The 12,876-nt window shown below is 67.1% G+C and carries 9 protein-coding genes; 4 read left to right on the top strand and 5 right to left on the bottom strand.

Annotated elements, in window-relative coordinates; all coding sequences use genetic code 11:
- Positions 1-88 precede the first annotated feature (88 nt).
- The 4 genes from AC5P9I_RS00690 to AC5P9I_RS00675 all read left to right on the top strand — a co-directional run bounded on the left by AC5P9I_RS00690 (position 89) and on the right by AC5P9I_RS00675 (position 4,556).
- Positions 89-2,332 (top strand): TonB-dependent receptor, encoded by a 2,244-nt coding sequence (locus AC5P9I_RS00690; protein ID WP_130767884.1) that lies wholly within the window; start codon positions 89-91, stop codon positions 2,330-2,332.
- A complete protein-coding gene (locus AC5P9I_RS00685) occupies positions 2,332-3,921 on the top strand; it encodes an alkaline phosphatase D family protein (protein ID WP_049467621.1) in 1,590 nt (529 codons plus the stop codon). Before AC5P9I_RS00690 ends, AC5P9I_RS00685 begins: the two co-directional genes overlap by 1 nt.
- A 168-nt stretch (positions 3,922-4,089) precedes the next feature.
- Entirely contained in the window at positions 4,090-4,302 is a 213-nt protein-coding gene (locus AC5P9I_RS00680) for a hypothetical protein (protein WP_014647705.1), read from the top strand.
- A complete protein-coding gene (locus tag AC5P9I_RS00675; protein ID WP_082591249.1) occupies positions 4,299-4,556 on the top strand; it encodes a hypothetical protein in 258 nt (85 codons plus the stop codon). The genes AC5P9I_RS00680 and AC5P9I_RS00675 overlap by 4 nt, the downstream gene beginning before the upstream one ends.
- A 109-nt stretch (positions 4,557-4,665) precedes the next feature.
- On the opposite strand, the gene lpdA is transcribed toward AC5P9I_RS00675, so the two are convergent.
- The 5 genes from lpdA to AC5P9I_RS00650 form a co-directional block, all read right to left on the bottom strand.
- Positions 4,666-6,102 carry a dihydrolipoyl dehydrogenase gene (lpdA, locus tag AC5P9I_RS00670; protein WP_049467622.1) on the bottom strand — a complete coding sequence of 479 codons (1,437 nt, stop codon included), beginning with the start codon at positions 6,100-6,102 and terminating at the stop codon, positions 4,666-4,668.
- A gap of 63 nt (positions 6,103-6,165) precedes the next feature.
- A complete protein-coding gene (gene sucB, locus AC5P9I_RS00665) occupies positions 6,166-7,368 on the bottom strand; it encodes a dihydrolipoyllysine-residue succinyltransferase (protein ID WP_049467624.1) in 1,203 nt (400 codons plus the stop codon).
- A 40-nt stretch (positions 7,369-7,408) separates the two neighbouring features.
- Positions 7,409-10,240, bottom strand: a complete 2,832-nt coding sequence (locus AC5P9I_RS00660) for a 2-oxoglutarate dehydrogenase E1 component (RefSeq protein ID WP_049467626.1) — start codon at positions 10,238-10,240, stop codon at positions 7,409-7,411.
- 186 nt (positions 10,241-10,426) lie between these two features.
- On the bottom strand, positions 10,427-11,323 hold the full coding sequence (locus AC5P9I_RS00655) for a GNAT family N-acetyltransferase (protein WP_049467628.1): 897 nt from the start codon (positions 11,321-11,323) through the stop codon (positions 10,427-10,429).
- A gap of 9 nt (positions 11,324-11,332) precedes the next feature.
- Entirely contained in the window at positions 11,333-12,748 is a 1,416-nt protein-coding gene (locus AC5P9I_RS00650; RefSeq protein WP_049467630.1) for a ribosomal protein uL16 3-hydroxylase, read from the bottom strand.
- Between the last annotated feature and the right edge of the window lie 128 nt (positions 12,749-12,876).

The raw sequence follows: 12,876 nt of genomic DNA, 5'->3' as shown, positions 1-12,876 counted from the left end.
ACATGTAACGCGACGCTTCTACGATTCCGCCGCTGCTGCCCTTCGACGCCGCCCTTCGGCGTCCAGCGTGCCCAAGGAATCCGCCCCCATGCCGTCCCACGCTCCGCTTCGCCGCAATCTGCTGGCCCTGCTGGTCTGTGCCTGGCTGCCGTCGCTGGCTGCCGCTGAAACTGCTCCTGCTGCCGACGCAGCGTCGGCCACCACCCTCGATTCAATCTCGGTGATCGGCCGCGGCGAAGCCCGCCAGGTGCAGCGTGTGACCGCCGAGGACATGAAGATCCTGCCGCCCGGCGCCAACCCGCTGAAGCTGCTGGCCAGCAAGCCCGGTGTGCACTTCGAGTCGGCCGATGCCACCGGCGCCTACGAATGGTCCACCACCATCAGCCTGCGTGGCTTCAACCAGAACCGCCTGGGCTACACGCTCGATGGCATCCCGCTGGGCAACATGGCCTATGGCAACAGCAACGGCCTGCACATCAGCCGTGCCGTGATCAGCGAGAACCTGGGCGGAGCCGAAGTGTCCACCGGCATCGGTGCGCTTGGCACGCCGTCCACCAGCAACCTCGGTGGTGTGTTCCAGTTCTATTCGATCGATCCGTCCACCGAGTACGGCGTGGTGCTGGCGCAGGGCTTCGGCAGCGACAACGCGCGGCGCAGCTATGCGCGCCTGGAGACCGGCGAGCACCAGGGCTTTGCCGCCTACCTGTCCGGCGTGTATTCGGAAGGTGACAAGTGGAAGGGCAAGGGCTCGCAGGAGCTGAAGCAGTTCAACGGCAAGGCCACCTACAACTTCGGAACGGACAGCAGGATCACCGCGTTGTTCAACGCCTCGCGCCGCGTCGAGGCCGATTACCAGGACCTGTCGCTGGAGATGATCGATCGCCTCGGCTGGGACTGGGACAACTACGCGCCGGACTGGGATCGCGCGGTGGCTGCCGCGCGCGGCAAATTCAGCGGCGGCGTCAACAGCCCGTGGGATGCGTACTACTCCGGCCACGGCCTGCGCAACGATGACCTGTCCAGCATTGCCGGCGATTTCGGCCTGAACGAGGCGATGCGGCTGAAGGTCAACGTCTACAACCACAGCAACCGTGGCCAGGGCCACTGGTTCAGCCCGTCCAATCCGTCCAACCCGGGTACCCTCCGCGAGATCCCGATCTCGATCCGCACCACCGAGTACGCGATCGACCGTACCGGCGTGACCTCGGCGTTCACCTGGAACGTCGGTGGCCACGAACTGGAAGCCGGCCTGTGGTACGAGGACAACGGGCACAGCGTTCAGCGCAACTTCTACTACATCGACGGCCCGGTCACCGACGACTTCTTCCTGCGCAACCCGGACCAGCGCGTGTGGCACCAGCGCTACACCACCATTACCCGCCAGTTCTACGTGCAGGACCGCTTCCGCCTGTTCGACGACCGCCTGACCCTCGACATCGGCGCGAAATCGCCGCACACCCGTACCCGCGTGCGCACGCCACTGGGCAACTATGCCAACAACAGCAGCCTGACCTCGAAGAAGGGCTTCCTACCGCAGGCCGGCTTCAACTTCAAGCTCAACGAAGGCAACGAGATCTTCGGTTCGTTCGCAAAGAACGTCGCTGCCTATGCGCTGGGCGTGGGCAGCCCGTTCAACGTGCCACAGGCCGCGTTCGATGCCAGCGCGCAGAACCTGAAGCCGGAACAGTCGCGCACCCTGGAACTGGGCTGGCGCGGCTACGGCCAGGGCTATGAAGCCTCGGTTGCGGTGTACGACGTCAAGTTCGACAACCGCCTGCTGGCGATCGCCCAGTGCGTGGGCATCCTCGGCTGCCCGGCGCTGTTCTCCAACGTTGGTTCGGTGACCAGCCGCGGCGCCGAGGCGACCCTGCAGCTGAAGCCGATGCAGGACCTGGCCTGGTCCAACGTGCTGTCCTGGAATGACAGCACCTACGACAACGACTATGTGAACAACGGCGTGGTGCCGACCCGCGGCAAGAAGACCGTCGACACCCCCGAATGGATGTTCGCCAGCACCCTGGCCTGGACCCCGGGCCCGTGGGACATGCGCCTGTCGGCCAACCACGTCGGCAAGCGCTACGTGACCTATACCAACGACGCGTCGGTGCCAAGCTACTGGCTGGTCAACGCGTCGGTCGCCTATGACTTCGGCACGCTGGGCCCGGCGCAGAACCTGACTGTGGCGCTGAACCTGACCAACCTGACCGACAAGCGCTACCTGTCTTCGATCAACACCAACGGCACCTACGCCGCCGACCCGACCCGCAGCCTGGCGACCATGCAGGTCGGCGCGCCGCGGCAGGTGATGGCCACCGCCACCGTGCGCTTCTGATGCGCGGGCCGGTGGATCCGGAAAGCCGTCGTCGCCTGCTGCGCATGGCGTGGCAGGGCACGGGGGCGGCGATCGCGCTGGCGGCGATGCCGGGGCTGGCCACGGCGGGCCCACGGCCGCGGCTGGGGCGTGATCCGTTCACCCTCGGCGTCGCCGCTGGCGATCCGGATCCACAGGGTGCAGTGCTGTGGACGCGGCTGGCGCCGGACCCGCTCAACGGCGGTGGCATGCCGTCGCGGGCGGTGCCGGTGCGCTGGTTCGTGGCCGAAGACGCCCGGATGCGACGGTTGGTGCAGCGTGGTGTTGCCGCGGCGGTGCCCGAGCTCGCGCATTCGGTGCATGTGGAGGTCAACGGCCTGCGCCCGGGCCGCGACTACTACTACCGCTTCGCCTGCGACGGTGATGAGGAAAGTCCGGTTGGCCACTTCCGTACCGCACCGCTGCTGGAAACCCAGCTGCAGCAGCTGCGGCTGGCGTTGTGCACCTGCCAGGCCTGGAACAGCGGCTATTACCCGGTACTGCGGGACATCGCGCAGAGCGATGTCGACCTGGTGCTGCATGCGGGCGATTACCTGTACGAGTACAGCCCGCTGCAGAATGCGCGCGGCGAAACGCTGGATGCGGCGCGCTTCAGCGGTGAAACCATCAGCCTGCAGCGCTACCGTGACCAGTACGCGCTGTACAAGCTCGATCCGGATCTTCAGGCGGCCCATGCCGCGCATGCCTTCGCGGTGATCTGGGACGACCACGAAGTGCAGAACGATTACTCTGGTATCCATCCGGAGAAGCCCGGCGTCTCGACGGAGGATTTCATCGTGCGCCGCGCGGCGGCCTACCGTGCGTTCTACGAACACCTGCCGATGCGCAGCACGCCTGCGGGCAACGGCGGCCTGCGCGTGCATCGGCGCCTGCGCTATGGCGACCTGGCACAGCTGACGTTGCTGGACTGCCGCCAGTTCCGCCCGGCCAATCCCTGTGGTGTGGGCGAGTCACCACGCTGCGAGGCGGCGCTCGATCCACGCATGAGCATGCTCGGCATCGGCCAGGAAGCGTGGTTCACGCAGTCGATGGCCGCCGCACAGGGCGCGCGCTGGAACGTGGTGGTGCAGCAGCTGCTGATGGCGCAGCTGCGGCTGGACGGCGGCACGCCGCGCGAGCGCTTCTGGAACGACGCCTGGGATGGCTATCCCGCCGCACGCAGGCGTCTGCTGCAGGCGATGCAGGCGGGCGGGCAGGGCAATGCCATCGTGCTTGGCGGCGACTGGCACTCCACCTTCGTCAACGACCTCAAGCTGGATTTCGATGCCCCCGGTGCGCCGGTCGTCGCCACCGAATTCATCGCCCCGGCGATCAGCAGCGGCGGTGACGATACGCCGTATGGGCCGTACTACGGTCCGTCGATAGTGCAGAACCCGCACATCCGCTACTTCGACGGCGACCGCCGCGGCTGGTGGCAGCTGCAGTTGAACCGGCAGACGCTGGACGCCGAACTGCGCTTCGCCGACAGCGTGCTGCGCCCGGATGCCGCGGTGCGCACCGTGGCGCGCTTCCAGGTGACCCATGGCCGCCCGGGGGCAGTCCCGGTGTGACTCCGTTCGGTAGTGCCGGCCGCTGGCCGGCAACCTGATCAATCTCCGGTTTCCCCACCACCGGTTTCATCGCCGCCAGCCCGGTTTCGTCGCAAACCGTTTGCCGGCGGCGCAGGCAGGGCGCCAAGGTGTGCACAGGCGGCAGGGTGCCGCCCCAAGGAGACCGTGATGAAGACCCTGTTCGCGCTCGGTGTGTGGTGCCTGCTGTTCGTGCTGTGCTGGCCGCTGGCGATCCTCGCCCTGATCGCCTGGCCGTTCGTGTGGCTGCTGAGCCTGCCGTTCCGCCTGGTCGGCATCACCTTCTCGGCGCTGTTCGCCTTCCTGCGCGCGCTGTTCATGCTGCCGGCGCGTCTGCTCGGTGGCCGGGCGGTTCCCGCATGAGGAGGGCGCTGCTGGCCGGTCTGGTCCTGTTGCCAGGCCCGGTGCTGGCCGCGCCCCCGGCACCCCCGGCACCCCCGTCGGCGTGGCTGGAGCGCGAGCAGAGCGCTGCGGCTGACGAAGCCAATGCCGCGGCGGCCCCTGCGCCGAAAGCCGAGGCGCGCTGCCGGGTGGTCAAGCAATGGAAGGCCGGCGATACGGTGGTGCAGCACAGGGTCTGTGAGGATCCACCGAAGAAGCCTGCTGGAAAGGTGTAGCGCCGAGCCCGTGCTCGGCGCTACAGGGAAACGGGCAACAAAAAACCCCGCCGAGGCGGGGTTTTTCATATCCGGGTGATGCCGGCCAGCGGCCGGCACTGCCGGAAGATCAGTTCGCCTTGTGGATGGCGCGCTTGCTGACCGCCATCGCCGCGTCGTGGACCACTTCCGACAGCGACGGGTGGGCGTGGCAGATGCGGGCCAGGTCATCGGCCGAACCGCTGAACTCCATGGTCAGCACGCCTTCGTGCACCAGCTCGGAAACGTTGGCGCCGACCAGGTGCATGCCCAGGATGCGGTCGGTTTCGGCATGGGCCAGGATCTTCACGAAGCCTGCCGGTTCGATCATCGCCACGGCACGGCCGTTGGCGGCGAACGGGAAGCTGCCGGCCTTGTACGGAATGCCTTCGGCCTTCAGCTGGGCTTCGGTCTTGCCGACCCAGGCCAGTTCCGGCTCGGTGTAGATGACCCACGGAATGGTGTCGAAGTTGACGTGGCCCGGCAGGCCGGCGATCAGCTCAGCCACCGCGATGCCTTCCTCGAAGCCCTTGTGTGCCAGCATCGGGCCGCGCACGCAGTCGCCGACCGCCCACACGCCGTTGACGCCGGTGTGGCAGTGCGCATCGACTTCGATCTGGCCGCGCTCGTTGACCTTGACGCCGGTGCCTTCGGCCAGCAGGCCCTTGGTCGCCGCGCGACGGCCCACGGCCACCAGCAGCTTGTCCACGGTCAGGGTCTTTTCGCCTTCCGCGTCGGTGTAGGTGACGATGACTTCCTTCTTCTTGCCCTTGCCGGTGATCTCGGTCTTGGAGACCTTGGCATTGAGCTTGATGTCCAGGCCCTGCTTCTTGAATTCCTTGGCAGCCGCCTTGGCCACTTCGGCATCGGCAGCCGCCAGGAACTCCGGCATGGCTTCCAGGATGGTGACTTCAGCGCCCAGGCGCTTCCACACGCTGCCCAGTTCCAGGCCGATCACGCCGGCGCCGATCACCGCCAGGCGGTTCGGCACTTCGGTGAAGTCCAGGCCGCCGACGTTGTCGACGATGGTCTCGCCGTCGAACTTGGCGAACGGCAGCTCGATCGAATCCGAGCCGGCGGCGATGATGACGTTGGTGCCCTTCAGCTCGACTTCCGAACCGTCGTGCTGCTTCACCTTGACCACGTTGCCCGGCTGCAGCTGGCCGAAGCCGTAGTAGGTGGCGACCTTGTTGGCCTTGAACAGCATGGCGATGCCGCCGGTGAACTGCTTGACGATCTTGTCCTTGCGGCCAACCATCGCCTCGACGTCGATCTTGGCATCCTTGAAGCTGATGCCGTGGTCGCCAAAGATGTGGCCCATGTTCCAGTACTGGCGCGAGGAATCCAGCAGCGCCTTGGACGGGATGCAGCCCACGCGCAGGCAGGTGCCGCCGAGGGCCGGCTTGCCGTCCTTGCCCAGCGCTGCGTCGATGCAGGCGGTCTTCAGGCCCAGCTGGGCCGCGCGGATGGCAGCGTGGTAACCGGCCGGGCCAGCACCGATGACGACGACGTCGAATTGTTCAGCCATTGAATTATTCCTTGATGCATTACCAGAACCCCTCCGCGCAGGCGCGGAGGGGCGGGAGGTTTCTTACAGGCCGAACAGCATGCGGCCCGGGTTTTCCAGCTGGTTCTTGATGTCCACCAGGAACTGCACCGAGTCCTTGCCGTCGATGATGCGGTGGTCGTAGGACAGCGCCAGGTACATCATCGGCGCGATCACGACCTGGCCGTTCTGGGCGATCGGACGCTCCTTGATGGCGTGCATGCCCAGGATGGCGCTCTGCGGCGGGTTGATGATCGGGGTCGACAGCAGCGAACCGAAGGTGCCGCCGTTGGTCACGGTGAAGGTGCCGCCCTGCAGTTCTTCCAGGCCCAGCTTGCCGTCACGGGCCTTCTTGGCGTAGTCGGCGATGGTCTTCTCGATGTCGGCGAACGACATGCGCTCGACGTTGCGCAGCACCGGCGTGACCAGGCCCTTCTCGGTCGAGACGGCGATCGAGATGTCCGAGTAGCCGTGATAGATGATGTCGTCGCCGTCGATCGAGGCGTTGACCAGCGGGAAGCGCTGCAGCGCGTTGGCGGCGGCCTTCACGAAGAAGCTCATGAAGCCCAGCTTGATGCCGTGGGCCTTGACGAACTCGTCCTGCAGTTCCTTGCGCGCCGCCGACACCTTCGACAGGTCGACTTCGTTGAAGGTGGTCAGCATGGCGGTCGAATTCTTCGACTCCATCAGGCGCTCGGCAATGCGCTTGCGGATGCGGGTCATCGGCACGCGCTCTTCCGGGCGTGCGCCACCGGCCTTGCCGGCGCCGCCGTTGCGGGCGAAGTTGACGATGTCTTCCTTGGTGACCGCGCCGCGACGGCCGGTGCCGTCGACATCGGCCGGGTTCACGCCTTCAGTGATGGCGGTGAAGCGGGCGCCCGGCGGCAGCGCATCGGCGGCCGACTTGGCGGCCGGGGCCGGCGCAGCGGCAGCGGCCGGAGCCGGAGCAGCGGCGGCCGGAGCAGCGGCCGGAGCGGCCTCGGCGGCCGGGGCCGGAGCAGCCGCAACGGCGCCTTCCTCGATGATCGCCACGACCTGGCTGGAGGTCACGGTCGAGCCTTCGGCGAACTTGATTTCCTTCAGCACGCCGTCGACCGGCGACGGCACTTCCAGGACGACCTTGTCGGTTTCCAGGTCAAGCAGGTTTTCGTCGCGCTTGACGGCGTCGCCCACCTTCTTGTGCCAGGTGGCGATGGTGCCGTCGGCGACGGATTCGGGCAGTACCGGGGCTTTGACTTCGGTGGCCATGCGGGAGCTTCCTGGTTTGTCTTCTAAATAGGGGGGAGAGTTATTCAGCGACCTGGTCGTTGAACGGGTTGACCAGTGCGTCGGCGATCAGCTGCTGCTGCTCGCGGACGTGGTCAGCCATGTGACCGGCAGCCGGCGAGGCCGAACGTGCGCGACCGGCGTAGTGCAGGTTCTGGCCATCGGCCAGGCAGAACTGCAGGTGGTGGCGGATCTGGTACCACGCGCCCTGGTTCTGCGGTTCTTCCTGCGTCCACACCACGTCGGTGGCCTTGCCGTACTTCTTCAGTTCGGCCGCCAGCAGCGCACGCGGGAACGGATACAGCTGCTCCACGCGGATGATCGCCACGTCGTCCTGGCCGCGCTTGATCTGGTCCTCCAGCAGGTCGTAATAGACCTTGCCCGAGCACAGCACCACGCGCTTGACCTTCTTGGCGTCTGCGTTGGCATCGCCGATCAGGTGCTGGAACTCGCCGTTGGCCAGCTCGTCCAGGGTCGACACGGCCAGCTTGTGGCGCAGCAGCGACTTCGGCGACATCACCACCAGCGGCTTGCGGGTGGTCATGTGCAGCTGGCGACGCAGCATGTGGAAGGCCTGGGCCGGGGTCGACGGCACCACCACCAGCATGTTCTCCAGCGCGCACAGCTGCAGGAAGCGCTCCAGGCGCGCCGAGCTGTGTTCCGGGCCTTGCCCTTCATAGCCATGCGGCAGCAGCAGGGTCAGGCCGGAAATGCGGCCCCACTTGGCTTCACCGGCGGCGATGAACTGGTCGATCACCACCTGGGCACCGTTGGCGAAGTCGCCGAACTGGCCTTCCCAGATGCACAGCGTGTTCGGATCGGTGGTGGAGAAGCCGTACTCGTAGGCCATCACCGCTTCTTCGCTCAGCAGCGAATCGATGACGGTGGCCTTCTCCGGCGAATCCACCAGCTGCCGCAGCGGCATGTAGTAGTTGTCGGTCTTCTGGTCGTGCAGGATCGCGTGGCGGTGCGTGAAGGTACCGCGGCCGACGTCCTGGCCGACCAGGCGCAGCGCATGGCCTTCGTCGAGCAGGGTGGCGTAGGCCAGGTTCTCGGCAAAGCCCCAGTCGCCCGGGATCTCGCCGGCGGCCATCTTGCGGCGGTCGTCATAGACCTTGGCCACGCGCGAGTGCAGCTGCACTTCATCGGGAATGGTGTTGATCAGCTTGGCCAGCTCGACCAGCTTGTTCTTCTCGACCTTGGTCGAGACCGGGTCGGACAGCTTGCCTTCCAGCAGCTTCGGCCAATCGACGAACAGTGGGCTGCTCGGCGGGGTCTTCTCGACCTTGGCCAGCTCGGTGGTCACTTCACCGGCGTCCAGCTTCTCGCGGTAGGCATCGACCATCGCCTTGCCGGCGCCGGCGGCGATCACGCCCGCCTTTTCCAGCTGCTCGGCGTACATCTCGCGGGTGGTCGGGTGCTTGCGGATCACCTGGTACATCAACGGCTGGGTGATCGCCGGTTCGTCGGCCTCGTTGTGGCCCCAGCGGCGGTAGCACATCAGGTCGATGACCACGTCCTTGGCGAACGTCTGGCGGAACTCGAAGGCCAGCTGTGCGGCGAACACCACCGCTTCCGGGTCATCGCCGTTCACGTGCAGCACCGGGGCGGCAATCATCTTCGCCACGTCGGTGGCATAGCGCGTGGAACGCGTATCCAGCGGGTTGGAGGTGGTGAAGCCGACCTGGTTGTTGACCACGATGTGCACGGTGCCGCCGACGGCGAAGCCGCGGGCCTGCGACATCTGGAACAGTTCCATGACCACGCCCTGGCCGGAGAAGGCCGCGTCGCCGTGGATCAGGATCGGCATGACCTGCTTGCGCGCGGTGTCCTTGCGGCGCTCCTGGCGCGAACGCACGGAGCCGGCCACGACCGGGTCGGCGATTTCCAGGTGCGACGGGTTGAACGCCAGCGCCAGGTGCACCGGGCCGCCATCGGTGGCGACGTCGGCGGAGAAGCCCATGTGGTACTTCACGTCGCCGGCCGAGGCGTGCTCGTCGTGCTCGAACTTGCCTTCGAACTCGTCGAACAGCTTGCGCGGGTTCTTGCCCAGGGTGTTGACCAGCACGTTCAGGCGGCCACGGTGGGCCATGCCGATCACCACATCCTTGACGCCATCCTTGCCGGCGTTGCGGATGATGGTGTCCATCATCGGGATCAGCGAATCGCCGCCTTCCAGCGAGAAGCGCTTCTGGCCGACGTACTTGGTGTGCAGGTAGCGCTCCAGGCCTTCGGCCGCAGTCAGGCGCTCCAGGGTGCGGCGCTGGGTGTCAGCGTCCAGCTGGTAGTTGCCACCGGCGGCTTCCAGCTTCTTGTAGATCCACTGGCGCTGCTCGACCTCGGAGATGTGCATGAACTCCGCACCGATCGAGCCGGTGTAGGTCGCCTTCAGGCGTGCCAGCAGGTCGCGCAGCTTCATGCGCGGCTGGCCGCCGACGCCGCCGGTGCTGAACTCGCTGTTGAGGTCGGCATCGGACAGGCTGTGGAACGCCAGGCCCAGGTCGGGCGTGTTGACCGGCGCGGCCAGGCCCAGCGGATCAAGGCGGGCGTCCAGGTGGCCGCGCGAGCGGTAGGCGGTGATCAGACGACCGACATTGCGCTCGCGCTCGTCGCCCGCACCGGTGCCGGTGCCAGCTTTCAGCGCATCCTTGGCCGCGTCCGCGATGTGGGAGATGACGGCCGAGTGCGGAATGTCACCTGCTTCGCGGCCCTTGAAGCCGTCAAAGTAGGTTTTCCATTTGGGATCGACACTATCCGGGGAGACCAGGTACTGCTCGTACAGGTCCTCGACATAGGAGGCGTTGCCGCCGGCGAGTTGCGAAGATTGCGCAAACTGCTTCAGTTGATTGTCCACGATGGAGGGTGTTGATTCGCTTTGTGGGGTATGGCTTCAGAAGGACCCGGCAGGAAGATGAATAGCCCTGCGCGGGCGCGTTCAAACAGCCAAATTGTACCCCCAACGGGACACGAAGGGGCACCACCGCGGGCATCCCACGTCCGCCGGTGCCGGTTCCAGACAGGTTGGGTCAGCAGCGCCGGCTCAGATGCCGAGCGCGCGCAGTTCGCTGCAATCGCGCGAACGGTCCCAGACACGCTGCAATTGCTGCTCGAACGGCTGCGAACGTGCCGGCAGCGCGATGCCGGCCTCGCCGTCAAGGCGATGGCCGATCAGACGAAAGTAGAAGTCGCCCGCATCGTTGAGCAGGCAGGCCGAGGCCAGGGCGCGGTCGACCGGATCGCTGACCTCGCGGAACTGGATCACGCTGGGCAGGCGCTGGGCCAGCGCCAGCAGTGGCGCGCCCGCAGAGGCGATCGCGGCGGCGTCATGCACGATCACCCGCAGCTGCTTGTCGTGACGGGCGGTGACGAAGCGGCGCAGGGCGGCCTGCACCGGCGGCGCGTCGAGCAGCCCCGGGTCCAGCTGGCGGCTGTGCAGCCACAGCTGGCGGCGGGCGCGGTGGACGATGGCGGTGGTGATGGCCACTGCTTCGGCGCGGCTGTCGATCGCGCTGGCCGCGCCCAGCCGGCGGCGCATCTGCTGGTGGCCGATGCCGGCCTCTTCGAACACCTCGCCTTCCGGCAGGAAGCCCTGGCGGGCATAGAAATCGCGGGCCGGCAGCTGGGCGTGCAGGTGCAGCTCAGCCAGGCCGAGCCGGCGCCCGGCTTCAACCAGGGCCTCCAGCAGGGCCTGGCCGACCCCCTGGCTGCGATGACTGGCCAATACCGCCATGCGGCCGATGCGTCCATCCGGGGCCAGCCGGCCGGTGCCCACCGGCTGGCCATCAGCGTCCAGCGCCAGCACATGGGCGCTGACCGGGTCCAGCGCATCGCGTTCCAGCGCCGCTGCGATGCCCTGTTCCTGCACGAACACGCGCTGGCGCACGTCGTGGATGGCGGCGTGGGCATCGGCGTGGCTGACCTGCTGGATCCGGATCATGGCGAGGGCTCAGCCACGGCCCGTGTCGCTGTCGTCTTCCTCGTCATCCTCGAAGTTGACGATGACTTCGATGCCGTCGTCGTGCACGGTCACGGTGTGGACATCGTCGGACACCGCGTCGGCGTCGATCGCATCCACGCGGTCACGGCCTTCGACGACCTCGCCGAGCACCACGGCATCCTCGCCGTCGTCCTCGTCTTCGGCGTCATGCATTTCGCTGGGATCGATCAGCTGGAACACGCCGCCCACCAGCAGCTGCTGGAGCACGGCACGGCCCTTGTCGGACAGGCCGCGATAGGCGGCGGCATCGAGCTGTTCGGCGCCGGCCAGGCGCTGGGCGTCCTTCACCGGCAGCGCGAAGTCCTGGCCGCTGACGTACAGGCTGGCACCGCGCTTGGCCCGGCGCCAGGCCAGGCGTGCCCACGGGTGACGCTGCAGCAGTAGGCCCGAGGCCAGCGCCTGGACCACTTCCTCCGGTGCCGGCGCGGCCTGGTGGGCCATCACTTCGCCAGCGGCGCGGTAGGTGGTGATGAAGCGGCCGAACCAGTCGCCCAGCTTGTCCGGGTCGTTCATGCGGATGGCGTTGAGCGCAGTGATCACCCGTGCCATCGCCACCGTGTCGATTTCGTTCGGGTCGGCCGGTACCTTCAGATCGGCATCCTGGTAGCGGATGTTTTCGTCGGCATCGGCGATCAGGGTGTCCAGGTAGTCGCTGATCAGCTCGGCCGACGACGGTGCACGCATGCCGAACGAGAAGGTCAGGCAGGGGTCTTCGGCGACGCCGTGGTGCGGCACGTTCGGCGGCAGGTACAGCATGTCGCCCGGCGCCAGCACCCAGTCGTGGGTGGGCTTGAACACCTTCAGCAGCTTCAGCTCCACGTCCGGGCGGAAGCCCAGCGGCGGCTGCCTGCCCTTGATCGATTCGCTGGCATCGATCTGCCAGCGGCGATGGCCGTGGGCCTGCAGCAGGAACACGTCGTACTGGTCGACGTGGGCGCCGACCGAACCGCCGGTGGCGGCGAAGCTGATCATCACGTCATCCATGCGCCAGCGCGGCAGGAAGCTGAAATGCTCGATCAGGGCGCGTACGTCGGGGTCCCACTTGTCCACGTCCTGCACCAGCAGGGTCCAGTCGTGGTCGGGCAGGGCGGGGAACACGTCTTCCTGGAACGGGCCGGTGCGCACGCGCCAGCCGTCCTGGGTCTTGTCATGCTCGATCAGGCGCGCCAGCACGCCTTCCTCGCAGGCCAGCCCGGCCAGGTCTTCCGGCTGCACCGGGGTCTGGAAATCGGGGAAGGCCTTGCGGATCAGCAGCGGGCGCTTCTGCCAGAAGTCGCGCAGGAAGGTGGCCGGCGCCATGCCCAGCGGCTGGCCGGGACGGGCGGTGACTTCGATCAGGGGGGCGGAGGACTTGCGGGCGGCCATGGGGGAATCCTTGCAGCGGAAAGCGGGAGGGGCGGCGTGGCGGGCCGCCAAGGGTTCCATTGTCCGCCGTTCGTCGGGATTGCGCACGTGCGCGGGTTTGTCGCGGGGTGTCCGGCCAACGGCGGAGC

It is taken from the genome of Stenotrophomonas sp. YJH_SMC_29, from assembly GCF_059371235.1.
Note: the sequence above shows the minus strand (reverse complement) of the source record. Positions and strands in the feature narration are given on the sequence as shown.

Coding starts and splice junctions, on each gene's coding strand:
- AC5P9I_RS00690 (WP_130767884.1), top strand. CDS start 89: ATGCCGTCCCACGCTCCGCTTCGCCGCAATCTGCTGGCCCTGCTGGTC.
- AC5P9I_RS00685 (WP_049467621.1), top strand. CDS start 2,332: ATGCGCGGGCCGGTGGATCCGGAAAGCCGTCGTCGCCTGCTGCGCATG.
- AC5P9I_RS00680 (WP_014647705.1), top strand. CDS start 4,090: ATGAAGACCCTGTTCGCGCTCGGTGTGTGGTGCCTGCTGTTCGTGCTG.
- AC5P9I_RS00675 (WP_082591249.1), top strand. CDS start 4,299: ATGAGGAGGGCGCTGCTGGCCGGTCTGGTCCTGTTGCCAGGCCCGGTG.
- lpdA (WP_049467622.1), bottom strand. CDS start 6,102: ATGGCTGAACAATTCGACGTCGTCGTCATCGGTGCTGGCCCGGCCGGT.
- sucB (WP_049467624.1), bottom strand. CDS start 7,368: ATGGCCACCGAAGTCAAAGCCCCGGTACTGCCCGAATCCGTCGCCGAC.
- AC5P9I_RS00655 (WP_049467628.1), bottom strand. CDS start 11,323: ATGATCCGGATCCAGCAGGTCAGCCACGCCGATGCCCACGCCGCCATC.
- AC5P9I_RS00650 (WP_049467630.1), bottom strand. CDS start 12,748: ATGGCCGCCCGCAAGTCCTCCGCCCCCCTGATCGAAGTCACCGCCCGT.